The sequence below is a fragment of the Paludibacterium yongneupense DSM 18731 genome (assembly GCF_000422925.1).
GTDB classification, from domain to species: domain Bacteria; phylum Pseudomonadota; class Gammaproteobacteria; order Burkholderiales; family Chromobacteriaceae; genus Paludibacterium; species Paludibacterium yongneupense.
On sequence record NZ_KE383959.1, the window covers coordinates 40281 to 64051 of the forward strand.

Below are 23771 nucleotides of genomic sequence, written 5' to 3' on the forward strand. Positions count from 1 at the left end.
CCCATTGCATTACTCCAGCGGTTGAATCGGTCTCGGGTGCAACATCTGCTGGCACCACTCCCAATCATTCAGAAGCTCGGCACGGTGCGCTTGCGCCCACTCCAGCGCCAGAGCGAGCGCCAGCCGCGGCAGTTGCTTTGGGAGTACATCCAGCGTCTGGATATCGCCCACAGCCTTCCTATATCACACCGTGCAGGCCATTTTTCGTGACAGCTGGCGGCACCACCATCAAAGACGCGTTGATCGCGTGGGGACTGATGAGCCAGCTAAGCAGACTTCCAAACAGAGCTTCCTCTTCAGTGGGAAGCATCATAATCTGGCAATTTACGGTAAAAAGAATGCATTAATTATGACTACATAGTACTACTTCGCTTGGATAAGCATAGCCCTCTTTCACTAGGGGAACCGAAAGAAAAAAAAGTATCTCAGAGGCACAACGCGCCTTGCCGCTGCTATCGCAGCCATGGCTGACAAGTTGCACGCGACCATGGATGAGGTAAGGAACGGCACCGGCAATCTGTCGTCTGCCTCTCAGGAACGGAGTGCAACCTCGCAATCGCGGGCAGAGGGGGCGAGTGAATCGGCGGCCGTCATCGGAGAAATTTCGCCCTCGATTAACCAGGCCAACGATAATGACCAAGGTCACCGAGAGCATTGCCAGCAAGGCCTCGCACGAAGTGGCTGAGGGTGGCGAATCAGTGTGCCAGACCGTCACCGCGATGCGCCAGACCGCCAACAAGAACGGCATCGTCGACGATATCGCTTACCAGACCAATCCGCTGGCGCTGAACGCCGTGCTCGCAGCCGCACGCGCCTGCGAGCACGGCAAGGGCTTTGCGGTAGTCGCCGAAGTGCGCAAGCTGGCAGAGCGCACAGTCCAGGAGGTCGGTGAAGTCGCTACCAGCAGGGCCGAGCGCGCCGGACAACTAGATGGGGGAAATCTGCGGAGATGGTCAGGCGGTACGCGCATCTTTCGCGCGATCATCTGGCCGAGTATGTGGGGAGGATCGAGGGTACAAAATCACCTACAGTACCCATGAAAAAGAAAACGGGCTAGGCGCGTTAACGCCATAACCCGTTGATTTCTCAGTGTAATCTTGGTGCCAATGAAGTGAATCGAACACTCGACCTACTGATTACGAATCAGTTGCTCTACCGACTGAGCTACATTGGCAATCCAACTTGTTAAAAAAGCCTTGAAGCTGATTACGATTCAAGGCTTTTTTGAATTCTGGTCGGGGTGAGAGGATTCGAACCTCCGGCCTCTACGTCCCGAACGTAGCGCTCTACCAGGCTAAGCTACACCCCGACTGTCTTGCCTTCACCACTGCAAGAGAACGACATGGTACATGTTTTTCGTGTCTACTGCAAGCCGCAAGTTTTGGTCGGGGTGAGAGGATTCGAACCTCCGGCCTCTACGTCCCGAACGTAGCGCTCTACCAGGCTAAGCTACACCCCGATTCCGATCTTGCGGTACCCCAGAGAAAATCTACGGAAGCTGTCGCTTATGCGGTACAATTCCGTGCTTCTGAGGCCGCGCATTATGAAACAATTATGTGGTTTAAGCAACTCTCTTTTTATCGTTTAAACGGGGATTCCATCCCCGAGGTGGCGCAACTGGTTGACGCGCTGGAGAAAACTCCGTTCACGCATTGCGGCGGACTCGACTGGTTCGGCGAAGGCTGGGTCAGCCCGGCCGGGCATCTCGACACCCCCGTCTTTTCGGCTCAAGGCTGCCTGCTCGTCTCGCTCAAACGCGAAGACAAGGTCCTGCCCTCGTCGGTGATACGCGAATGGGTCGAAACCAAGGCCAGCGAGATCGAAGAACGCGAGTTTCGCAAGGTCGGGCGCAAGGAAAAGCTCGCGCTGAAAGAACAGGTGACAGACGATCTGCTGCCGCGCGCCTTCGTGCGACCGAGTCGGCTATCGGCCTATATCGATGCCGAACGCGGCTGGCTGATGGTCGACTCCGGCACCGCCAGCAAGGCCGAAGCGCTGGTCTCCAAGCTGCGCGAGGCGCTGCCGCCCTTCCCTGCCGCCTTGCCGCGCACCCTGATCGCACCGCACACGGCGATGACCGACTGGCTGGCCGGCGGCGAAGCGCCGGCGGGCTTCGAGCTGGACGCAGAGTGCGAGCTGAAGGATGGCAGCAGCGAAAACGGCGCGGTAATCCGCTGCGTACGCATGGACCTGACCGCCGACGAAATCCGCCAGCACATCGCCACCGGCAAGCAGGCAACCCGGCTCGGCCTGATCTGGAAGGAACGCATCCGCTTTGTCCTGACCGATACGCTGCAACTGAAGCGTATCCAGTTCCTGGATGTACTGCAGGACGAAGCGAGCCAGGCCGGCGACGATAGCGCGAGCCTGTTCGAAGCCACCTTCACCTTGATGGCAGGCGAACTCGGCGAACTGGTCGATGCGCTGATTGAATCGCTGGGCGGGCTGGAAGCGTCGCAGTTGCAGCCGGGCGGCGCCAGCGCCCCGCAGCCGGCACCAGCCCCGCAGGCGCCGGCTGCACCCGCCGCCGATGATGACCAGGGACTGCCCTGGCGCGTTTGAAGCTTAATCGAAGCGCCAGCAGGCCATCGATAGCGACCCCATGCGCCAGTCGTCGTGCAGCAGGCGCGGCGGCGTAAATTCGTCGCCCGCGCCCAGCGCGACAAACAGAGGACGGAAGTGCTCATCGCTCGGGTGATTGACCGCGGCGTGCGGCGCTTCCGTTTTCCATTCCTGCAGCGAGCGGCGATCGCCGGCAAGCAGCTTCTCCGTCACCCATCCCGCAAACTCTGTCGCCCACGCAGGCGGCGCCGAACCTTCTTCCGCCAGAGCCCACAGATTGTGGGTATAGCTACCCGAAGCCACGATCAGCATATTCTGCGCACGCAGGGTGCCCAACACGCGGCCGAACTCCACCAGACGAGCCGCAGACAAGCTGCGCGGCAGTGACACCGCCAGCAGCGGGACGTCGGCTTGCGGATACATCAACATCAGGGGCACCCACATTCCGTGATCGAGACCGCGCTGCGCGACCGTCACCGGATGGAAACCGCCGTCTTCCAACAGTTCCTTCACCTTGCCGACCAGGGCGGCATCGCCGCGCGCAGGATAGTCGAGCTGGTAAAGAGCGCGCGGAAAACCGGAAAAATCATGAATCGTCTCCGGTTGCAAGCTGCCGTTGACGGTGATCTCATTCGTTTCCCAGTGCGCGGAAACGACGACGATGGCGTCGGGACGCGCCAGGCTGGGCCCGAGGCCAGACAGAAAACGCGTCGTCGGGCTGTCTTCGAGCGGAAGCATGGGCGAGCCATGCGAAATAAACAGAGCGGGCTGGGTTGCTGTTGTCATGGGCTAGGTCCTCAAATAGCGTTACAGCCATCTTAGGCCAGCCAAGCATAGTAAATAAACAGGCTTTGGGTGGCTGGATTATTCACCAGACCGCGCAGACGCAAGCATCTGCGCGTCACGGCCTTCGCTTACAGCGTCTTGAGCTTGCCGCGGAAATCGGTGAGGGCATGGTAGCCCTTGGCTTCCATGATATCCGACAACTCGCTCTGGATACGGGAGAACGCGCCGACGCCCTCTTCATGCAAGCACGTCCCGATCTGCACGGCAGTGGCCCCGCACAGAATGTGCATGAATGCTTCCGCTCCGCTGTCGATGCCGCCGCAACCGATCACGTATTTATGATCGAGCAGACGCGAAAACTCGCGCACATTGGCCAGCGCCGTCGGCAGCACATAGGCCCCGCCGAGCCCGCCGAGCCCGCCCTTGGGCTTGATGACGGCAGACTCGCTGTCCATATCGACGACCAGCCCGTTGCCTATCGAATTGATGCAGGTCACAAAGCGCAGGTTTTCGCAGGCATTCAACACCTCGGCCATCTGCGTGAAGTGCGCGACATCGAAATACGGCGGCAGCTTGACGCCGAAAGGGCGCGCATACACACGCGAGATGGCGCACAGGGCGGCGGCGGTGGCGGCAAAGTCGTAACCGAGCTGGGGCTTGCCCGGCACGTTCGGGCACGACAGATTGACCTCGGGCAGGCACGGCAGTTGCAGATCGTCCAGTGCCTGCAACATGGTCAGATTATCCTGCAGCGACATGCCGGACAGGGACACGAACAGCGGTTTTCCGGTGCTGTAATCGTACTCGGCTGCGTACTGGAAGTAGTAGGGGTAGCCCTGATTGGGCAGCCCCATCGAGTTGATGCTCCCCATCGGAGTCGAAAAATAGCGGGGCTCGGGATTGCCCTCGCGCGCTTCGAGCGTACAGCTCTTGGTAATCAGCGCACCGGCTGCAGATGCCGCGACGGCATCCAGCTCTTCGCGCAGGCGGCACATCACACCGGATGCGTTATAGAGCGGGCTCTCCATTTCGAGGCCAAGCCAGCTGAGGGATAGATCGACGGCCATGCAGTTCTCCAGGGGTCGGAAAGGTGGACAAAGCGGGCGCCCAGTGTGCCACGCCCTGCCCGTATCGCGCCATGCGCGAAGTCAACCCGCTGCGAACAAGCGGATAGCGCTTTGATAGAAGAGAAAGCACAACACCCATGCCAACAGCACCGACCAGCCGACGGTCAGCGACGTAAACGCCAGGCTCCTGGATTCGCGGCGGATGGCGGACACCGCCGACACACAAGGCACGTATACCAGCGTGAAAATCAGGAAACTCAGTCCCGAGATCCAGCTCAGATGGTGCGCCAGGACGCTGCTCAAGCCCGTTTCGGGCACGGCATAGATCACGGCGAGGCTGCCGAGCAGGATTTCCTTGGCGACAAAGCCGAATAGCAAGGCCACCGCCAGTTCGTGCCGGATCCCGATCGGGTCGAGCACCGGTGCCAGCAGATCCCCCAGCGCATTGGCCAGCGTACGATCATGCCCGGCCGGAATATGTGTGAGCAGCCACACCATCAGCACGCCGATCAGGATGAAGGTCGACGCCAATTCGAGAAAGGCGCGGACTTCGCCCAACGCGCGCACTCCCAGATGCCGGATCGACGGCAGGCGATACGGCGGCACCTCGAGCAGGTAAGCCTCATTGCCGACATAACGGTGTTTGAACAACCAGGCGGTGCCGATAGCCACCAGCAGGCTGAGCACATACATCCCGGTCAACACCCACGGCGCCAGACGCGCAGGGAACAGCGCACTGGCGAAGAACACCACGACTTGCAGACGCGCCGAACACAAGGAGAAGGGGATGATCATCATCGACAGCAGCCGCTGGGCGCGATCGCGCATGACGCGGGTGCCCATGATGGCCGGCACGTTGCAACCGAATCCCATCAGCTGCATCACGAATCCGCGGCCATCCAGCCCCAGGTGCGCCATCAGCGCATCGGTCAGATACGCGGCGCGCGCCAGATAGCCGCTATCCTCGACCAGCGCCATCAGCACGAAAAAAATGAAAAGGATAGGGGCAAAGGTCAGTACCGTACTGACCCCCTGCCACACCCCGTCGACGACCAGACTCTGCAGAATCGGCGGCAGAGGGGCAACGGCCGCGCTCAGCCAATGATCCCGCGTCCAGTCGAGTACGCTGCCCAGCACATCCTGCAACGGCGTGCCTATCGCGTACGTGGTATTGAACAACAAGGCCATGATGGCGACGAACAACGGCAGGCCGAGCCAGGGATGCATCAGCCAGCGATCGATTTTTTCGCTGATCTGCGGCGGCAGCACTGCCGGCAGCGTCCAGCACCCGTTCAGCACGCTCCGCGCTTCGGCCAGTGCGACTCCGGTCGCGGGCAGCGCATCCAGCCTCGCACTGCGCGCCTCGCCGCTGCCGGCCCCGATACGGTTCAACTCGGCCATCAGCGCCGGCCAACCCTGCATGCGCCGGGCAGAGACCAGTACCACCGGCACTTTCAGTCGCGCGGCCAGCAGGCCGACATCAAGGTCGACCGCCAGCCGCTTCGCTTCGTCGGCCATATTCAGCACCAGCACGCAAGGCAGACCGGTGGCGAGCATCTGCATCGCCAGCGGCAGCTGCCGGTCGAGTTGGGCGGCATTCAGAACCAGAATCACGCCATCGAAGGCGGTGGTGGCCAGGACATCGCGCACGACGGCTTCGTCATCGCTATAACCGGTCAGATCGTTGACGCCGGGCAAGTCGACGATCTCGACCATGGCCCCCCCCAGCAGCACCTTGGCGCGCGCAAGCTCGACAGTGAGGCCGGGCCAGTTGCCAACCCTTTGCGACAAACCGGTCAACCGGTTGAAAACCGTCGATTTACCGGTGTTCGGCAAGCCGATCAAGGCCAATCGCTTCATGCCCCACCCTCGACTTCGACCGAACGTGCGAGACTGCGCCGCAACAAGAAGCGGGTGGTCCCGACCTGCAGAACCATCGGGCCACCCAGCGGCGCGATGCGGGTCAGATTGAAGATACATCCGGGAACCAGGCCGAAGGCTGCCATGCGGCGGCGCGCCTCCTCGGGCAGGTCGAGCCGAACGACCACGCCCTTGCAGCCAGCGCTCAATTTATCAAGGGTCAACATGCCAGTACCAACAAGTGCAAACACGAATAATTTGCATTTATACCTTATCCTGCAGAGTTTACCATCCCGCACTTCACCCTGCTTGATCCGTGTCAAACCCGCAGAGCAGGCTGGCGCAGCGGCAGGCGCAGCAGGTAGAATCGGACTATTTACCCAAATCTACGGAACCTCACGCAATGAGCATCAAGTCCGACAAGTGGATCCGCCGCATGGCCGCCTCAGATAACATGATCGAGCCGTTCGAGCCGGAGCAGATCAAAGTGGTCGATGGACAGAAGGTCATCTCGTTCGGCACGTCCAGCTACGGCTACGATATTCGCTGCGCCGACGAGTTCAAGGTCTTCACCAATATCAATAGCACGATCGTCGACCCGAAAAATTTCGACCCGCAATCGTTTGTCGAAGTCTCCGGCAAGGGCTTCTGCCTGATCCCGCCGAATTCGTTCGCACTGGCGCGCACTGTCGAGTACTTCCGCATCCCGCGCAATGTGCTGACGGTATGCCTCGGAAAATCGACCTATGCCCGCTGCGGCATCATCGTCAACGTCACGCCGTTCGAACCGGAATGGGAAGGCTATGTGACCCTGGAGTTCTCCAACACCACGCCGCTGCCGGCCAAGATCTACGCCAACGAAGGCGTCGCCCAGGTCCTGTTCTTCGAATCCGATGAGGAATGCGAAGTCTCGTATCGCGACCGCGCCGGCAAATACATGGGTCAGAGCGGCGTCACCCTGCCCCGCCCCTGAGGTCCGCCTTTTCGGCCGCACCCAACCCGCCACGTGGGTTGGGACCGACACTTCGGTATTATTTTCTTGTTTCAAAACAAGGAATTCTCGCAATTTCCCGACAGTAAGCTAGGATAAACTAGGGCTGCGGAGTTGCACATCCCGGCAACCACAGCCCTGGCACAGCAAGCTTCTTGTTGGGGCGTCGCGGTTCCCCCTTGCCGCTTCGCCCCTTTTTTTGGCCGTCGATCTGGTACGCTCGCCCGCCAATCATTGGTGTACAATGAAATTTTTTACAATCGACCTTGTGCCATGCCTGTCTCTCTCTACGATTTCGAGGCCCTGAGCCTGCAAGGACGCCCGATCCGCTTCGACGAACTGCGCGGCAAAGTCGTGCTCATCGTCAATACCGCCAGCCGCTGCGGCTTCACCGGTCAATACGAAGGGCTGCAAGCCCTGCACCGCCGCTACGCGGAGCGTGGCCTGGTCATCATCGGCTTTCCCTGCAACCAGTTCGGGCGCCAGGAACCCGGCACCGACACCGAGATCGAGGGTTTCTGCCGGAGCAACTACGGCGTAGACTTCGCACTCGGCGCCAAAGTCGACGTCAACGGGGCCGGGGCACACCCCTTGTGGCGTTATCTGCAAACCGCGCGCCCCGGCCTGTTCGGCATCCAGCGCATCAAATGGAATTTCACCAAATTTCTGATCGACCGCAATGGCGTCATCGTCTGCCGCACTGCCCCCTGGGTGGCGCCGCACAAGCTGGCGCCGCGCATAGAACGCTTACTCGATAATTGAACGGCATCACCCATGAACGATTACCTGCAACTCGACCAACAACTCTGCTTTGCGCTCTATGCCGCCAGCCGCGCCATGACGCAGGCCTACCAGCCTCTGCTGGGGCCTTTGGAACTGACCTACCCGCAATACCTGGTCATGCTGGTGCTATGGGAGCACGACGGGCTGAACGTCAAGGAATTGGGCGAACGCCTGTTACTGGATTCCGGAACGCTGACCCCGCTTCTCAAGCGCCTGGAAACGGCTGGGCTGATAGAACGCCGCCGTTCGCAACAAGACGAGCGCCAGGTGTGTATCCGCCTTACCGACGACGGTCGCGAGCGGCGAGAGATGGCCCGCTCCATCCCGCTGGCCATGGCCGCGCGAATCGGCTGCGAAACGCAGGATATCGCCGGCTTGCGCGAAACCTTGATGCAGCTGATAGCACGACTCCGCTGAGGCAAAAAAACGGCGAGCAGACGCTCGCCGTTTTATCGTACCCCCCACACCTCCTGCTTAACTGCAGCTCCCTGACTCGCCGATAGCCCGGCGCGCTTCAAGCGCCAGCAATGCCAGATCGTCGTCCAGACACTCATGCAAATCCTGCAACGAGGCGACCAGCAAGGCCGAGGCCAGTTGCTGCGGCTCGCAGCCGAAGACTTCAGACAAAGCGCGCAATTCATGGCAGGTGTGCAAGTCGATAGGAGTATGCACCACATGATGCGCACTCTCCCGCAACAATGCTACCGTCACCAGTTGATCGCGGCCGGCCTCGAGTTCGGACAACAAGCTTTTCAGTGCATTTCCCATGGACGTCCTCCTTGAGTTCCTTCTTCTGCCCTCTCTAGCAAGGATAGACAGCCGCACCGGCTCATGCGGAAAAATATCGCCCGCGCTTGATCGCCGACACGAGAAAAAAGGAGGACTTCAGCCGTCGACGTCACCGTCGAGGTAATACCAGCGCCCGCCTTCGCGCACGAAGCGGCTGGTCTCACTCAGCCGGCAGGCACGCCCTCCGGCCTTGTAGCGGGCAACGAAGCGAACCGTGCCCGCGCTATCGTTTTCGCCGCCGGCTTCGCGCGAGAGCACAGTCAGTTCCAGCCATTTCACCGCCGCCCCTTCCTCGGCCAGTCCCAGGGCGGTCGGACGGGTGCTGGCATGCCAACTGGCCAGCAGATAGGCCTCGTCCGCACGCGTATAGGCGGTGTAGCGCGAACGCATCAGCGCCTCGGCCGTCGGCGCCGGGACACCTGACGCGAGATAGCGGCCGCAACACTGCTCGTAGGACGGCCCCAGGCCGCACGGGCACGCCAGTGCGGCTTTTTTCATTTCCGGTTTTCCAGAACGGGCATCCCGTAGACATTCAACAAAAAATTGGTGAACGCAGGATCGGCCGGCTTGCGCGACATCGCGGGCCAGCGCCGTTGCAGGTCCCGCAACCGGGCTTGCATCCGGGCCTGGGCAGCTTCGGACGTCATACTGCCGGCGTCGCGGGCAATGGCCAGCGCGCGATAGGTGGCAAATGAGGCATCGTCGACCGCATTCGCGCCGACCAGCCGCAAACGAAAAATATTCAACTCGTCCGCGGCCTCGAGCCGGTTCAGGCGCCCCTCTTTGACCTGGTCAGCCAGACGATTGGCTTCCTTCAGCAACTGCGTGCTTTTCGGCAACGGCTGTGCCACGCTGCGGGTCGGCGAGTCCGCGGCGGACGGGGGGGGACGATTGCCGGCGCAGGCGCACAAGGCCAGCAACAAAACAAGGGACAGGAGTCTCATGGCCAGATGTAATCACAAACGGCCGCGTGCGGTCAAACGCGACAGCGGCGCCGGACCGGCATGGCCCGAGCACACGCAAAAACGGCGCAACAACGAAAGCATCGCTTTCGGTTGTTGCGCCGTGGCGCGCGAACCGCTCAAGCCAGGTGTTCGTACAGGGCGGTAGACAGATAGCGCTCGCCGAACGACGGGATGATGACGACGATCAGCTTGCCAGCGTTTTCCGGACGGTTCGCGAGCTGCAGCGCTGCCCAGATCGCGGCGCCGGAAGAAATGCCGACCAGCAGCCCTTCGCGCGTGGCAACCGCGCGTGCGGTTTCGAACGCGGCATCGTTGGGAACGCGGATGATTTCATCGTAGATCTCGGTGTTCAGCACCGGCGGCACGAAGCCGGCGCCAATGCCCTGGATCGGGTGCGGCCCCTTCGCTCCACCGGACAGCACCGGCGAAGCATCGGGTTCGACCGCCACGATCTTGACGCCGGGCTTGCGCGCCTTTAGAACCTCGCCCACGCCGGTGATGGTGCCGCCGGTACCGACGCCGGAAACGAAGATATCGACCTTACCCTCGGTGTCGTCCCATATCTCTTCCGCCGTCGTCGCACGGTGAATGGCCGGATTGGCCGGATTCTCGAATTGTTGCGGCAAGAAATACTTGTCGGGATCGGAGGCCGCGAGCTCGCGCGCCTTGGCGATCGCACCGCCCATGCCTTCCGGCCCCGGGGTCAGCACCAGCTCGGCGCCATAGGCGCGCAGCAGAATGCGGCGCTCGCGGCTCATCGATTCCGGCATGGTGATGACGAGCTTGTAGCCGCGCGCCGCACACACCATCGCCAGCCCGATCCCGGTATTCCCCGACGTCGGCTCGACGATGATGGTGTCGGGGCCGATTTTACCGGCCTTTTCCGCCGCCTCTATCATGGAAATAGCGATGCGGTCCTTCACGCTATGCGCCGGATTGTAAAACTCCAGCTTGGCCACCACGGTGGCAGCGGCGCCTTCGGTTACGCGGTTGAGACGAACGAGCGGGGTATTACCAATCAGATCGGTGACGCTATTTGCGATAGGCATGGGCTTATTCTCCATAAAGAGTAAATGCGTACGGCGTTATTTCTCCCAATAATATAGAGACAATGCGGCACTCTCCAATATTGTTTGCTTATAAGCATCAAACCGACAGTGATCGTTGGGACGGAAACACGGAACACGCAACAGACGCGCCGGGGGCGGCAGAGGGAGCAGGCGGCATGCAGGGCGCAGGCAGCAGACGCTGCCCCATGCATGCCGCCCGTCCGCGGGCACAGGGTGCCGCGAACGTGAATGGCGGGTGGACTTACTCCTGCGCCTGCCCGGCTTCGATGCCGGACTCGACGCTGCCGCTGGCTCCGTTATCGGTATCGGCCGTCGTTTCGACAAGCGCCGTAGCAGCCTTTACTTGCTGCGGTCTGGCAACCGCCTGCAATTCCGCGGATTTCTTTTCCTCAGCCGAGACTTCCCCCGCCGGTTTACCGGCGAGATCGAAGCGGCGGCCACCGCGGGACAACGATTTGATATAACGCGGTTTGCGACAGTGGTTGGCAACCACGCGCGAAATCAGGACCGGATCGAATTGAGGCAAGGCGGCGATCAGGCTCTGATGGATACCGAGCGCAAGGGGGCGAAATTGCCGGAACACATCGAACTTGTTGTAGATGTGTTCAGCAATCATCTCCGTCTGTTTTTTCTTGCTGAGACTTTGCACAGCAGACTTAAGAGCGGCGCCCAATGCCGTTTCAGTTTGTGGCTTCATGAACTTCAATCTAGTCGGTTAACGCACCGGGCGGCGAACCGCCCGTCTGAGTCCTGCACTTCGCATACTCAACCCTAAACACGACGCCGCTCCCGCTCTTTGCTGAATGGCACCGCACAGACCGCGTATCTTATTCTAAAACGCGCGAAAAAGCGAAACGAGCGCGGCAATCACGCAGCGCAAGGGATACAAAAATCGCCACGCCGCGAGTCAAAACCAGGATGGAGGTATTTCCCACCCGGGTGTCAAACAGCAAATCATATTCAGATGACATCTGTCTACTGGTACAAATACTAGCCCTGCGCTCAGACCTTGAAGCGCGAAACCGACTGCAGCAGTCGCTGTGCCAGGGAGTCGACGGTATGGGCCGCCTCGTCGGCCAGTTTGACCGAGCGCTGCGTTTCATCGACCACCGTGGCCACCTGCTCGACACTGCTGGCGATACTGGTGCCGGCCTGGCTCTGTTCGGACATCGCTTGCGCCACCATGGCAATGCGCGACAAGTTGTCCTCCACCGAGCGGTTGATGCTACGCAGCGCATCAGCCGCGCTGTCAGCCTGCGCAACGCCCTGTTCGACGGCGGGTCCGATCCGTTCCATCCGTTCCGACACCTGCCCGGTCTCGTCGACCACGGCGCCGATGATGCTCGTGATCTCACCGGTAGCCTGCGCCGTGCGCTCCGCGAGCTTGCGCACCTCGTCCGCCACCACGGCAAAGCCGCGGCCGAGCTCACCCGCCCGTGCAGCCTCGATCGCAGCGTTCAGCGCCAGCAAATTGGTCTGATCGGCAATATCGCGGATCGTGTTTGCGATGCCGCTGATATTGCGGGTACGCTCGGCCAACGAACCCACCAGCGTGGCGGTATCGCCGACGCGGGCAAATATCGCCTGTATGCTGGCAGCGGCCTGTTGAGCCACGACCAAGCCATCGCCGGACAAGGCGACGACTTCGCGCGATGAGTGCTCGTTTTCGCGTGCATTGTCCGATACATGGTCGATGCTGACCGAGAGCTGCTCGATGGCCGCCGCCGCCGAAGCGGTGGAACTGCTGGCATTGCCGGAGATCTGATCCAGCGACTTCATCTGCGTGGTCAGGCCGGTGGCGGTGCCCTGCAGCGAGCCGGCAGCCTGGTCGATTTCGGCGACGAGCAGGCGCAGGCCGTCACGCATCCGCCCCATCGCGCCGAGCAGGCTGTACTCGGGGCCGTCGTTGATCACCTCGCAGGACAAGTCGCCGCTGGCGATACGCTCCATCACTCCTGCAGCGTAGGCGGGTTCGCCACCCAGCGTGGCCACCACCTGGCGCGACATGATGAGCGCCATCCCGCCAACGGCGAGCAAGGTCAGGAAGCCCGCGATGAGCAGCACGCTCGCCCCGTGCCAGAACACGACGTTGACATCGTCGATGAACACCCCGGTGCCGATGATCCAGCCCCACTGTTCGAAGCGATAGACCCCGTTCAGGCGTTGCCGCGGTTCGGCATTGGGCACCGGTGCGGTCACCTCCACAAACGCGTATTTCGACGTTTGCAAACCCTGCTTGTAAGCCTCGACCACGGTACGCCCGTCCGGCAGGCGGCCTCCATCGTCGAGTTTGCCCAGACGGCTCTTGGTGCGATGTACTATCAGTACGCCTTCCGCATCGCGCCCGATAAAGTAATTATCGCTGCCCGTCATTTGCAGCAGGGTCTGCACCGCAGCGCGTTGTGCCGATGCCCGGTCGAGCGCGCCTGATTGCTCCAGCTTGGAATAATGGTTGAGGATGCTTTCCGAAAGTCCAAGCTGGTTCACGATCTGCTCGTGCTTCTGATCCATCAGCGCCTGATGTTGCAATCCCAAAGCCACCGCCATTACCAGCACGGTACCGAGAAAGCACAGCAACGTCATGATGATCAGGCGCGTTCTTACCCGCATGCGAAAGCCCTTTATCACAAAGAAACGTTAACAAATGCGTGACGCTACCGTAACTTTCCTGCCATGTGACGAAGTTTTTATGTTCTTTATATTAAATCGCCCCACCTTTCACAATATCTATTGTTGCTATGAATCACTCTACGCGGTTTCGGCCCGCGGCCTTGGCCCGATACATGGCCCGGTCCGCGGCGGCAAGCAAGTCATCGAGTTGCCGGTGGTCGCCGCCGGGGCGGCAACTGCCCACGCCTATGCTCATCGTGGCCGCAATGTGCTGTCCGTCGAAGGCGACCGTTTCGGCTCCGACCTCGGCACAGACTCTTGCCGCGATCTGCCGCGCCTCCTCCTGTTCCGTGTCCGGCAGGACGATGAGCAACTCTTCGCCACCGTAACGACCGAGCGAATCATGCGCTCTCAACACACGGCGGATGCGTTGACAGCAATCCACCAGTACCGCATCTCCACCCGCGTGGCCAAAGTGGTCGTTGATCGTTTTGAAATGGTCGAAATCGCACATGAGAACGGCAAGAGCGCCATCGCTGCGCTGCAGGCGCGAGTACTCGCGCTGCAGGATGCTCATGACCGCCTGCCGGTTCCAGGCATTGAGCAGAGGGTCGATCAGACTGGCGTGTTTGGCGCGATCGAGTTCGGCCAGCATTTGACGCTGAACTTCGCTCAACTGGTGCGCTCGGTAGACGGTTTCCAGCCAGTGTCCGAGGTCGTGCAGCGCCAGTTCGTCGCGACTGCTGAATTCGCGGGCAACCGTATCGAACAGGCATAGCGTGCCGAGCACATGCCCTTCTGCATTACGGATAGGACGACCGGCGTAGAAACGCAGGTGAGGCGGCCCGAGTACCAAAGGATTGGACGCGAAGCGAGGGTCGAGCGTAGCGTCTTGAACAACGGTTATCCGCTCGCTATGGATAGCGTGAGCGCAAAACGTCATGTGCCGGGTGAACTTTCGACGTGTAAGGCCAATGCACGACCTCGCCCACAAGGTGTCGCTATCCAGTAGCGAAGCCATCACGATGGGCGCCGCAAACAGACGCTGGGCGGTTCGCGTCACGCGATCGAAAGCCTCATCGTCCGGCGTGCCAAGCAGCTGCATCCGACGCAATGATTCGACACGTTCATCGTCATTGACCGGCAACAGCGGCACAATCATGACCCAGCCCCAAGCGATTCAATCGTCATGCGCGCCACTCACTCGAACGAGAGATTAGAGAGGCCACGTTTTACTGATATTCACATCGTAAAACATTGATTCCAATTAAACCGCTGCCTAATTCCCACTATCCAACAGCCAGGTCACCGCATTATTCCCACACGTCATGCAAATAAAATTACAAACGTTCATTGAGGATATGCCGTTCCAGCTAGAGCGCATCGTGCGAGCCGGACCGTTTCACCCGCAACGGAAGGCGCGACCGGCCCATGAACCGTCATCCCTGCCGCCTCGCAGCGACTCGGTGTGCGTGGTATTGAAGAAAAGGGGCTGCCTCATGTCGCCTTGCGCATACGCAGGACAACATGATAAAGGGGACCGCTGGCCGGCGTTTCGACCAGGGTTCGGATTTCCGCATCGATCACCCACCCGGCCCGCAGGATAGTCCGCAAATTATACGTTTCTCCGGCAATCAGGTCGCAGCGGTAGGCCAGGCTGACGATGGATTCGCCAGAAGGCAAGGCCGTCTGTCCGGAATCGCAGTGCATGATCGTGTCTTTGCGCGAGCGGCGCAAAATGGCGTCGGCTTTATCCGAGCGAGCCTTCGCCTCGTTTTTCTGCTGCTCGAGCGCGGCTTCGCGCAGCGCAGCCAGCTTCAGCTTTTCCTTGACCGCAAGTTCTGCGCTGCTTGCCCGTCCCCCTGAAAACCGCGCCGCAATGCGTCCGTATTCTTCATCGCGGATCTGCGCGGCGACACCCAGAACCAACTCCTTGCTCATCCGGGAAAGAAACAGCAGCTCGTTCTCATTGCGCATCAACGCAGGATTGCCCGCAAGACCATTCGCATCGAAATTGAGCGAACGCAATTGCTCGTTGCCGGTTTCCGGATCTTTGCAGTTGAACTTGAGCTGCAACACGGGCAGGCACCGGCTCTCCCCCTGTCCGCCGCCAAAATCGCACGTCCGCAACGGGCTGGCATTATCGCTGCCTGACAACAACATTCCGCTACGGGTCAACGCTTCGTAATCGCGGACGCCCCGGTTGATGGGATCGAGCCCGGAAAAACGCAAAACCATCAATTCATCCAGCGGGTAGTAACTACCGCTGCCAAATACATGCGCCACGCGCCAATAAAGTTTGAATTGATCGGGGCTACCGGCAAATGCCTCCATCAGGGCGATATTCTTCCCTTTTTTAGGCATCCACGGCACGGCCGTGAATTTGTCGACGACACATGATTCGCCACGGTCGGATATAATTTTCCAATTAGGCGCCGCCTGCGCAATCGCTAGCAGCGTAGATAAGCCGGAAATAACGAGTGCCTGTCGAAAGCCGATGCCATTGAATCTGCTATAAATTGAAGACAACATTACACAGCTTTCCATATCAAATGCATCGTTCCAGGCAATGAAATAACTTGCGATAGTATTTGAACAAAATCGATTAGCTTGTGATATGTATCACTTCCGGGCCGCGGCGCCAAGAGCGTGGCGAGCCGAAGCAAGAAGAGCAGGGGCGGCGGCTGCCGCCCCACGCTCTCAGAGATGGAAGCGGGTGACCGACTCGCGCAGGTCCCCCGCCAGTTTTTCCAGCATCTGCACATTGGCGTTGGCCGCGCGCACGGACTCGGCCGACTCCTCGACCATCTGGGCAATACGCTCGACATTTTGCGCAACACTGGTGCTGGCCTGAGTCTGTTCGGCAGTAGCGGCAGCCACCGAACGCACCTTGTCCAGTGTGACGGCGGCGCCGGCGCTGATCTCGCGCAATGCCGCAGCCGCTTCGTTCGCCATCGAAACCCCAAGCACGACCTGCGGGGTGACGGCATTCATGCTGGACATGGCGGTCCCGGTGTCGTCCTGTATCGTCGAAACCATGACCGAAATTTCAGTGGTGGCTTTCGTGGTGCGTTCGGCCAGCTTGCGCACCTCATCCGCCACAACGGCAAAACCGCGCCCCTGCTCGCCTGCGCGTGCGGCTTCGATCGCCGCGTTCAGCGCCAGCAGATTGGTCTGGTCGGCGATATCCTTGATCACGCTGGCGATCCCGCCGATCTGACGCGAGCGGTCGAGCAAACCTTCTATCTGCGTCGACGCCATGGAAATCTGCTCCGACGCTCCCTGGATCGTCCCCGCCGCCTGATTGACCTTTTTTTCGCCGTCGCCGGCCAGCGCGCTGGAGTGAGCCGAGTTCAGCTCGGTTTCACGCGCATTGCTGGAGATATGGTCGATGCTGACCGACATTTGCTCGATCGCCGCGGCAGTGGAACTGGTGGCATCCGCAGACAGGCGCGAAGCCTGATTGATCTGCGCCATCTGCCCGGTCAACCCCGTTACCGCCTGCCCGAGCAGATCGGCGCCACGCTGGATGCCTTCTATCATCTGGCGCAGGCCAGACTGCATACCGGCCACCGATGCCAGTACGCTGTCCGCGCTGAACCCGTCCCCCAGTTGCTGGCTCAGATCGCCAGCGGCAATGGCCTGCGCCACCCGGGCCGCATACTCGGGCTCGCCCCCCAACTGACGATAAATACTCCGTGCCATGGTGACGGCCAGCCCGACCACACATAGCAGTACGAGCGCTCCCAGCCCGATGAAGCGCCAGGCCAGACTCCAGTAGGCCGCGTCGATATCGTCGGTAAACACACCGAAGCCGATGATCCAGTCCCAATCCCCGATTTTCTTCACCTGGTTGATCTTCATCACCATCGTGTCGGTGCCAGGCTTCTTCACCATGATGTAGACGTAGGCCGGTTCACCGATGGCCAACTGGTCGAGATACTGCTGGAAACTGAAACGTCCGTCCGGCAGCTTTGCCCCGAAATCCACCTTGCCGACATCCTTTTCAAAAGGCAGCACCAGACCTAGCGCGCCGACGGTACGCGCCCAGACATAAGTCGTTTTGCCGTCCCGCAGCTTGGACAAAGCCTCGATGGCCTTGGCCTGCGCCTGTTGCCGCGTGAGCTTCCCCTCCCGCTCCAGTGACTGGAAGTAGAGCACCTGACGCGAAGCCAGCTCTAGCACCGTATTGATTTCGGCGCGTCGGTCAGCAAGCATCGTCGCCCGCAGTTCGCTCAAAGCGAAACCGGCCACCAGCATCAACCCCAATACCGCACAAGCTACGATAATCCCCAGACGTTTTGCCAGGCTCATGACTCCCCCCATCCACAATGATTCCCGTTGCCGGCATCCGGCCTGCTCCGCCTCCCGCCAGGTCGGGACTTCCTGCCCGTTATAAATTGCTCCACTATTACATTAGGACATCTTTATCCCGGTAACAGCCCGCGCGACGGTTTATTGCGGCTTATTCATGCACTGCCTGCTTTACGATGGCATCGTAGCTTCCATCCTCGCGCAGGCTTTTCAAGCCGCGCTCAAAATCGGCCAGCAGCAGCCGATAAGCCGGACGGTTTTTCGGAAAGGCATTGTAGAAATAATCGACATGCAAAGGGGGGTCGACCAGCTGCACGCGCTCGCGCTCGGCGCCGAAGTCATGCTGCAGGGCATAGAGCGTGGCCAATTTTTTGTCTACGAAGAGATCGAGCCGGCCCGCCAGAAGCTTGCGAATATTTTGATTGACGTCGACGGCCTCCTCCACATGCAGGAAGGCCGCCCGATCGAAGGCCTGCGATACGACGGCCCCCCTGACCTTCCCGATGCGGTAAGGTGCAAGGTCGGCGAGTGCGGAATACCGTACAGGATGCGAGCGCAAGGCAAAAAGGTAGAGTTCGGCGCGGCCGATGGGCGACGAAAAGGCCATCTTCCGGGCACGTTCCTCTGTCAGATAGGCTCCCAGAACGATGTCGACATGCGCTCCTTCCATTCCTTGCTGCAGCGCTCGCCGCCAGGGCATATAGCTGATGGTCGCAACATACCCCTCCCGCTTCAAGGCCGCCAGTGTGATGGAAGCCAGATAGCCATCGCGTTTCTCCTCATCCGCGACGATCAGCACCGTCCGGCCAGCGATGGCGACATCGGCGGCGGACGCCCCGAGCGAGCAGAAACCGGACAGGACAAGCACTAGGCTGAACAGGATAGCGGGCATGGTGCGCAACACCGGCAAATAGCATGCTACAAGTTTAGCTGTTGCATCGGGCATGCAAGAAATGATCGCTCTCCGGGCGGAACGGCGCCCTGCGCATACAGGCGCAGGGCGCCGTCGGACGGTTAGGGACACGCTCGGCCGGCCTCGCCCGGTCTGCCAATCGCCGACGGCGGCCATCCGCACGATTGGCCACCAGCGTGCAAGCCGGTCCCTGCTCCCCCGCCCGAGCCGCTTCCATTGCCGCATTCAGGCCCGACAGATAGGCCAGGCCGGCAACCTCCTTGCTGACGGTGACCACGTCATCGATGCGCCGCCCCCGTCGGCCGCAGGCTCAGCCAGGCCCTTGCTCGGCAGACGGGACAGAGGGCGATGCGGCAGCGGCGCAATACTCGATCGCGCCCTGGAAGTTGTTGAACACATGGGACCCGGGCCAATCCGGCAGGGTCATATCCTCATGCTTCGCATAAGCCGGCGTGAGTGCCAGCGCCATGACTTTGTCGGCAGGAAGATCGGCCGGCAATTGCCGGCGAGCCGCAGACAAAGCCCGCGCTCCGCCTTCCGGGGCGGCACTGATCAGCCACACCAGCGAAAGGATGTCGACGCGCGCCGAGGGCACGTCGGGGGACAAAAGCTCTTGCCGCGAGACGCGCCGGGCATCGATGCGCTGCGCACGCAGCGCCGCCACCAAGACTTCGGCAGCCAATTCATCCAGTTCGACTTCTGCCGCAATCACAAGCACCACCGAGCCTGCCGGCACATCCAGTGATCCCTGCCAGCGTCCGCTCTGCTTTTCGCGCCGCTGGCGCAAGCGCCACGCCAGCGTCTCGTCTTCCAGCACCGAAATGCGCGCGCGTCGCCGCACCTTCTTGCCCTCAAACTCGATGAGCAATGAAGCGACGGCGTGATTGACCTTGCGGCGCTCGTCATCGGTGATGGAACGCTGTTCGAAGTCGGACAGCGCCAGGTACAAGGCAGGCATCAGCACCTGATCGCAATAGGCGCCGATTGACTGAGTCTTGAGAAATTTCCGTACGCCGACCAGGATGTCATGCGTATCGCCACGCAACACCCGTTGATAGAACCGTTCCGGCAAATTCAAGGACGGGAAGTCGCCGAACAGGATGTCTAGAAAACTCAATGCCGGTAAATAACGCCCCGCCACGACCAGACACAAGGTCAACGGCGTCGACAGCATCAGCCCTGCCGGCCCCCAGAGCGCACTCCAGAAAATGGCGGACACCACAACCGAAAGCGGGGAAAGTCCGGTGCTGTGGCCATAAAGATGCGGCTCGAGCAGCTGCGAGACCAGAAGTTCGATCGTCAAGAACACAATCAGCGTCAATATCGCCTGCGACCACCCCGGTGCGATGGCTGCCGCCAGCAGCGTAGCGAGCAAGGCGGCGATCCACACCCCGATATAGGGCACAAAACGCAGCAAGGCGGTCAACGCCCCCCAGAGAAAGGCTTGCGGCAAGCCCGACAGGGAAAGCGCTAGCCATACCACCGCCCCCACGATCAGATTGACGCCGAACTGCGACACAAAGTAGCGCGATAACCGCTGTGCCGCATCATTCACTGCCGCCGTCGTCGCCCGCAGATTTCCGGGGCCGGCCAGGCGCAGGAAGCGGTCGCCCAGCGTGTCTTGCTCGAGCAAAATGAAGACCAGGACGATAAGTATGACGCTGGCCATTTCCAACGGGCTGGCCAAGGTGTCGAAAAGGTTCAGCAATAACTGCCACGGCCCGTGTCGCGGCGCATGCAATTCGACGGGAATGGGCTGAACGGCAGCCGTAGCGCTGCTCTCCCCCGTCTGGGATGCGGCGGGCAACGCGCTGCCATGCACGGGAGCCATATCGCTGATGACGGAGTCGGCACGTTGTGTCAACTCGTCGAGCCGCCCCAGCGTCATCGTGTTCAGCTGCGCGATCTTGCCCCGAATGGTCGTTTCGTACTGGGGCAGCGAATGCCCCATGCGGACAAGCTGTGTCCCGAGCTCCATGCCGGCCAGCAGCAGTCCCAGCGCAAGAACCACCACCGCCGTACATACCGAGGCCCCTTGTCCGAGGCCAAGGCGATTGAGCTTGCGCACCAGCGGCGCGATGAAAAAACTCAGCATCACCGCCAGAGCGATCGGAATCAACACCCCCCGTCCCAAGTAAAGAAGCCCGACCACAACGCCGGTAGCGACGATCTGATCGGCTGGCGCGCTACGCGGAAAATCAGCCCGGATCCGAGACATGCGGAATTCCTCTATCAATGACGTACAAGCGTTCCAGGCTAGCGAGATAGGCAGACAGAACGCGTGGAATCTCGGCGATAAATACCTCGAGTGCCGTTGAACCCGACAAGAAAGCCATGTGGACGCCTCCGAGCACTAGCGTGTGCACCATGCCCGCATAGCGATGCCGCGACTCCGGGCTCGCCGCCGTGAGCCGGACAGCCAGCACATCGGTCATCAGCCCGACAAATCCGGCTTCGTTCTGTGGGAAGAAGCGCCCGGCCATGACCGGAAAAAAATCGGGATGCCGCTGCAGATAGTCGACATAGTCCGCGACGAGCCGTCGCGCCACGTCGTCGGCTCCCGCTTCCAGCCATGTACCGCGCTCGATCTCGCGCAAGCGGAGGGTTATGGCATCCATCGCGGCAGCGTGACGCTGCGCCAAGGCCAGCAACACGCTGTCCTGGTCCGGAAAAAAATGATAGAGCGAACCGATGGAGGTCTTCGCCTCCCTGGCAAGGCGATGCATGGTAACGCCTTCCAATCCGCCGGCCGCAATCAGTACGGCCATCGCATCAAGGATGGCATCCACCCTCTCGCGGCCTCGCTGCTGTTGCGGACGCCGCCCGGAATGGGCTGATGAAACACGGCTACGTTCAGTCACAATGGCAAACTTTCTGATATCAAACACTCGTACACACTAGAATGTTTAGTCTAGTATATCCGCAAAATTACCGACGCCCCCCAGCGGCCACCCATGGAACCCTGCGCTTGGACCCCCATCGACACCTGGTCGTCTTCGAGCATTGCGACCGGGTCTACCAGCGTCCCCTGCTCACTCTCGGCCAGCACGCACGCTGCAAAGTATGCGGACTGCGACTACCGTGCGCCCAGACTCTCCGTTGCGAACGGTCTCTGGCCTTGAACCTGGCGGCGGCGATCACTTTCGCGATCGTCATGGCCACCCCCGTTATACATGCAGACGTCTGGGGACACCATGCCGAGGCCTCGCTATGGCAGGCCGCCATGGCGCTCGCGCAAGGCGGATCTGCCCCGATTGCCATTCCGGTGGCGTTGATTCTGTGTGTTCCCCTCCTTCAAAGTCTGTTGCAGTGCTGGATACTGGTCTTTACGCTGAAAGCGGTCCCGGCCCCCGGTCTCGCGGCAATGATGCGGGTCGGCGTCTGGCTGCGGGCGTGGAGCATGATCGAGGTATGTCTGCATGGATCTGCCGGATCCCGATGACGGGATCGGAGGCGTGGAAGCGGCATTTTTAACGGCGAACGACAACCTGCAAGGCTGATCTGTCCAAGTGGCGGCCTATTTGTGCCAGGGCGAACGCTCGCCCGCCACGCCGGCACATGGCGCGTGCGACGACGGCGGCAAGCCCATGCCGTAAAGCTTGCCTGCATCGATCTGCCCTACTGTGGCGACAGTTCATGCACGGGTATCGATCTGCGAGCCAATCGGGCCGATCGTCCACAAGTTGCGCGTCAGCCCGTTCCGGGCGTTCGTCATACTGCTACTGGGTTGAGTCCACGGGTCGACCAGAGGGAAGGTTTGCAGGAACGTTGAAGTGGCGTCTGTCACCGCTTTATTCAGCGCATCGACCGTGGTGTGCAAGCCCCCCGTAAAAGCCGTCATGTCGGAGCTGACTTGACGCAGCGGCAGAGTGTTATCCGGCGTCGCGGAGAGCAGCGGTGCATTCAGGTTCTGCACTTTTGATGCAAACCTGGTGAAGAATGGCTGGCTGTTGATCGAAACGGGAGACAGCGTATCGTTCATCGCTGGGCCACCTCATGACGACGAGGCTCTCTGCTTTCAGAATGGCTTGGCATGCGAAAAGTAGCAGCGCCGTTTTTATCGGCACCATCACGATGAACCGGTGTTACGGCGGCCGTTGTTTTATTCGCCGACAACACGGCGGTGTGTAGGGTATTTACTCGCATTAGATTTCTCCAGTTTTCAAAAATTGCAGCAGAGTTTCTTTGCTAAAATACCGTACTGTACGGTACCTATTTTTTATCGACAGGCCTCCTCTGTCAAGCACGGCAAAGCGGCAAACCGTACGCCGGGCAAAACGAGAATGAAACGGACAGGCGCCCTTGCATGAACCGCGTGCCCCGACAGACGCGCGCCGCAGGCTTCACACAAACCGGGATATGTGCCTGTACGCAAGGTCAACGCATGCACTGCGCCCCCTCCCCGCTTTCCCGATGGAATCCGGTATCGCAAGCCAGGCAGGTCAGCTCTACGGGACAGGACCGTGGCCGCCATCCGGCTGCTGCCCCGGATATCCCCCCTCGCCCATGCCGAGGAGAGCGAGGGCCAGCACTTCTGGCGCTAGCCCCCTCTGGCTACCGGTCTGAGCGCAAAAGGTGCGAAAACAGTCCACGAGCATGGCGATCGTGTCGTGCATCCGAGGGCCGTACTGCAAACGGAACGCGTCGTCGCGCCCCGCCAACAGCCAGGCCTCGATTCGGCAGAGCACGACATCGCGACGGCGATACCGGGCATCGAACACGGTCCGGACCTGCTCCGGCGATGACATCGCCCCCGCCTGGCCGATGCCGAGAGCATCGAGCGCAGCCTCTTCTTCGGCATCGAGTCGCTGCAACAACTCGATGAACATCGCGCGTTTGCTGGCAAAATTCGAGTAGAACGCACCTCGCGAATACCCGGCTTCGCAAACAATATCGTCTATCGTCAACGCAGAATAACCACGCGCGACAATCTGCTTCAGCATCGCGTCGAACAGATTCTGCCGTGTCAGCTCACGCTGCCCGGCACGGCTGAGTCGAGTTGAAGTCATATCGGCATCCGATGATTCCGGTGGGTTCGCCTGCGACGCAATCCGTGGATCG

The 23771-nt window shown here is 60.6% G+C and carries 24 protein-coding genes, 3 tRNA genes and 1 pseudogene; 6 read left to right on the forward strand and 22 right to left on the reverse strand.

Translation table 11 applies throughout. The features are described 5' to 3' along the window. Window positions 1–9 precede the first annotated feature (9 nt). Window positions 10–171: a DUF4160 domain-containing protein gene (locus tag G520_RS24650; RefSeq protein ID WP_084637699.1), complete on the reverse strand. Its 162-nt coding sequence runs from the start codon at window positions 169–171 to the stop codon at window positions 10–12. A gap of 461 nt (window positions 172–632) precedes the next feature. Between G520_RS24650 and G520_RS25865 the strand changes: the two are divergent. Next, window positions 633–873, forward strand: a pseudogene (locus G520_RS25865) (methyl-accepting chemotaxis protein); the annotation flags it as partial. A 225-nt stretch (window positions 874–1098) separates the two neighbouring features. On the opposite strand, the gene G520_RS0118175 reads toward G520_RS25865, so the two are convergent. The 3 genes from G520_RS0118175 to G520_RS0118185 all read right to left on the reverse strand — a co-directional run bounded on the left by G520_RS0118175 (window position 1099) and on the right by G520_RS0118185 (window position 1459). Then, window positions 1099–1174, reverse strand: a tRNA-Thr gene (locus G520_RS0118175). A 58-nt stretch (window positions 1175–1232) separates the two neighbouring features. Then, window positions 1233–1309 (reverse strand) — tRNA-Pro (locus G520_RS0118180). A 73-nt stretch (window positions 1310–1382) separates the two neighbouring features. Then, window positions 1383–1459, reverse strand: a tRNA-Pro gene (locus G520_RS0118185). A gap of 95 nt (window positions 1460–1554) precedes the next feature. Here G520_RS0118185 and G520_RS23380 point away from each other — a divergent pair. After that, entirely contained in the window at window positions 1555–2562 is a 1008-nt protein-coding gene (locus G520_RS23380) for a recombination-associated protein RdgC (protein WP_051229508.1), read from the forward strand. 3 nt (window positions 2563–2565) lie between these two features. Here the strand turns inward: G520_RS23380 and G520_RS0118195 are convergent, their stop codons facing one another. From G520_RS0118195 to G520_RS0118210, 4 genes are all read right to left on the reverse strand, one after another. Beyond that, complete coding sequence (locus tag G520_RS0118195) at window positions 2566–3348, reverse strand: DODA-type extradiol aromatic ring-opening family dioxygenase (protein ID WP_028536904.1); 783 nt, start codon at window positions 3346–3348, stop codon at window positions 2566–2568. A gap of 128 nt (window positions 3349–3476) precedes the next feature. After that, window positions 3477–4415, reverse strand: a complete 939-nt coding sequence (locus G520_RS0118200; RefSeq protein WP_036666529.1) for a dihydroorotate oxidase — start codon at window positions 4413–4415, stop codon at window positions 3477–3479. 81 nt (window positions 4416–4496) lie between these two features. After that, window positions 4497–6275: a ferrous iron transport protein B gene (gene feoB, locus G520_RS0118205; RefSeq protein WP_028536906.1), complete on the reverse strand. Its 1779-nt coding sequence runs from the start codon at window positions 6273–6275 to the stop codon at window positions 4497–4499. Next, complete coding sequence (locus G520_RS0118210; RefSeq protein WP_036666531.1) at window positions 6272–6502, reverse strand: FeoA family protein; 231 nt, start codon at window positions 6500–6502, stop codon at window positions 6272–6274. The genes feoB and G520_RS0118210 overlap by 4 nt, the downstream gene beginning before the upstream one ends. A 176-nt stretch (window positions 6503–6678) precedes the next feature. Here G520_RS0118210 and dcd point away from each other — a divergent pair, with 176 nt between their 5' ends. From dcd to G520_RS0118225, 3 genes are all read left to right on the forward strand, one after another. Continuing rightward, window positions 6679–7248 carry a dCTP deaminase gene (gene dcd, locus G520_RS0118215; RefSeq protein WP_028536908.1) on the forward strand — a complete coding sequence of 190 codons (570 nt, stop codon included), beginning with the start codon at window positions 6679–6681 and terminating at the stop codon, window positions 7246–7248. 291 nt (window positions 7249–7539) lie between these two features. Continuing rightward, window positions 7540–8028, forward strand: coding sequence for a glutathione peroxidase (locus G520_RS0118220; protein WP_028536909.1), 489 nt, complete (start codon window positions 7540–7542; stop codon window positions 8026–8028). Between the two features lie 12 nt (window positions 8029–8040). After that, window positions 8041–8466, forward strand: a complete 426-nt coding sequence (locus G520_RS0118225) for a MarR family winged helix-turn-helix transcriptional regulator (RefSeq protein ID WP_028536910.1) — start codon at window positions 8041–8043, stop codon at window positions 8464–8466. A gap of 57 nt (window positions 8467–8523) precedes the next feature. Here G520_RS0118225 and G520_RS0118230 read toward each other — a convergent pair whose 3' ends face one another. The 12 genes from G520_RS0118230 to G520_RS23395 all read right to left on the reverse strand — a co-directional run bounded on the left by G520_RS0118230 (window position 8524) and on the right by G520_RS23395 (window position 21571). After that, window positions 8524–8817, reverse strand: a complete 294-nt coding sequence (locus tag G520_RS0118230; RefSeq protein WP_028536911.1) for a hypothetical protein — start codon at window positions 8815–8817, stop codon at window positions 8524–8526. 117 nt (window positions 8818–8934) lie between these two features. Further along, a complete protein-coding gene (locus tag G520_RS0118235; protein ID WP_028536912.1) occupies window positions 8935–9336 on the reverse strand; it encodes a YchJ family protein in 402 nt (133 codons plus the stop codon). After that, window positions 9333–9782 (reverse strand): hypothetical protein, encoded by a 450-nt coding sequence (locus G520_RS0118240; RefSeq protein ID WP_036666534.1) that lies wholly within the window; start codon window positions 9780–9782, stop codon window positions 9333–9335. The genes G520_RS0118235 and G520_RS0118240 overlap by 4 nt, the downstream gene beginning before the upstream one ends. Window positions 9783–9919: 137 nt before the next feature. Next, on the reverse strand, window positions 9920–10852 hold the full coding sequence (cysK, locus tag G520_RS0118250; RefSeq protein ID WP_028536914.1) for a cysteine synthase A: 933 nt from the start codon (window positions 10850–10852) through the stop codon (window positions 9920–9922). Between the two features lie 262 nt (window positions 10853–11114). Further along, complete coding sequence (locus G520_RS23385; protein ID WP_051229510.1) at window positions 11115–11570, reverse strand: ProQ/FINO family protein; 456 nt, start codon at window positions 11568–11570, stop codon at window positions 11115–11117. Between the two features lie 305 nt (window positions 11571–11875). After that, a complete protein-coding gene (locus G520_RS0118260) occupies window positions 11876–13483 on the reverse strand; it encodes a methyl-accepting chemotaxis protein (RefSeq protein WP_028536915.1) in 1608 nt (535 codons plus the stop codon). Window positions 13484–13616: 133 nt separating this feature from the next. Continuing rightward, a complete protein-coding gene (locus tag G520_RS0118265; protein WP_028536916.1) occupies window positions 13617–14645 on the reverse strand; it encodes a GGDEF domain-containing protein in 1029 nt (342 codons plus the stop codon). Between the two features lie 335 nt (window positions 14646–14980). Continuing rightward, window positions 14981–16030 (reverse strand): hypothetical protein, encoded by a 1050-nt coding sequence (locus G520_RS0118270; protein ID WP_211222874.1) that lies wholly within the window; start codon window positions 16028–16030, stop codon window positions 14981–14983. Window positions 16031–16183: 153 nt separating this feature from the next. Continuing rightward, the gene (locus tag G520_RS0118275; protein ID WP_028536918.1) at window positions 16184–17797 is read right to left on the reverse strand and encodes a methyl-accepting chemotaxis protein; all 1614 of its coding nucleotides are present in this window, start codon (window positions 17795–17797) and stop codon (window positions 16184–16186) included. 151 nt (window positions 17798–17948) lie between these two features. Next, complete coding sequence (locus G520_RS0118280) at window positions 17949–18689, reverse strand: substrate-binding periplasmic protein (protein ID WP_169449857.1); 741 nt, start codon at window positions 18687–18689, stop codon at window positions 17949–17951. A gap of 331 nt (window positions 18690–19020) precedes the next feature. Next, window positions 19021–20928 carry an AI-2E family transporter gene (locus G520_RS23390; RefSeq protein ID WP_051229511.1) on the reverse strand — a complete coding sequence of 636 codons (1908 nt, stop codon included), beginning with the start codon at window positions 20926–20928 and terminating at the stop codon, window positions 19021–19023. Next, window positions 20909–21571, reverse strand: a complete 663-nt coding sequence (locus G520_RS23395; RefSeq protein WP_156877013.1) for a TetR/AcrR family transcriptional regulator — start codon at window positions 21569–21571, stop codon at window positions 20909–20911. Before G520_RS23395 ends, G520_RS23390 begins: the two co-directional genes overlap by 20 nt. A 107-nt stretch (window positions 21572–21678) precedes the next feature. Here G520_RS23395 and G520_RS23400 point away from each other — a divergent pair, with 107 nt between their 5' ends. Beyond that, the gene (locus G520_RS23400) at window positions 21679–22152 is read left to right on the forward strand and encodes a paraquat-inducible protein A (protein WP_051229513.1); all 474 of its coding nucleotides are present in this window, start codon (window positions 21679–21681) and stop codon (window positions 22150–22152) included. Window positions 22153–22344: 192 nt separating this feature from the next. Here G520_RS23400 and G520_RS0118300 read toward each other — a convergent pair whose 3' ends face one another. Both G520_RS0118300 and G520_RS24125 read right to left on the reverse strand, forming a co-directional pair. Next, window positions 22345–22692 (reverse strand): hypothetical protein, encoded by a 348-nt coding sequence (locus tag G520_RS0118300; RefSeq protein WP_028536920.1) that lies wholly within the window; start codon window positions 22690–22692, stop codon window positions 22345–22347. Window positions 22693–23158: 466 nt separating this feature from the next. Continuing rightward, window positions 23159–23719, reverse strand: a complete 561-nt coding sequence (locus G520_RS24125; protein ID WP_028536921.1) for a TetR/AcrR family transcriptional regulator — start codon at window positions 23717–23719, stop codon at window positions 23159–23161. Between the last annotated feature and the right edge of the window lie 52 nt (window positions 23720–23771).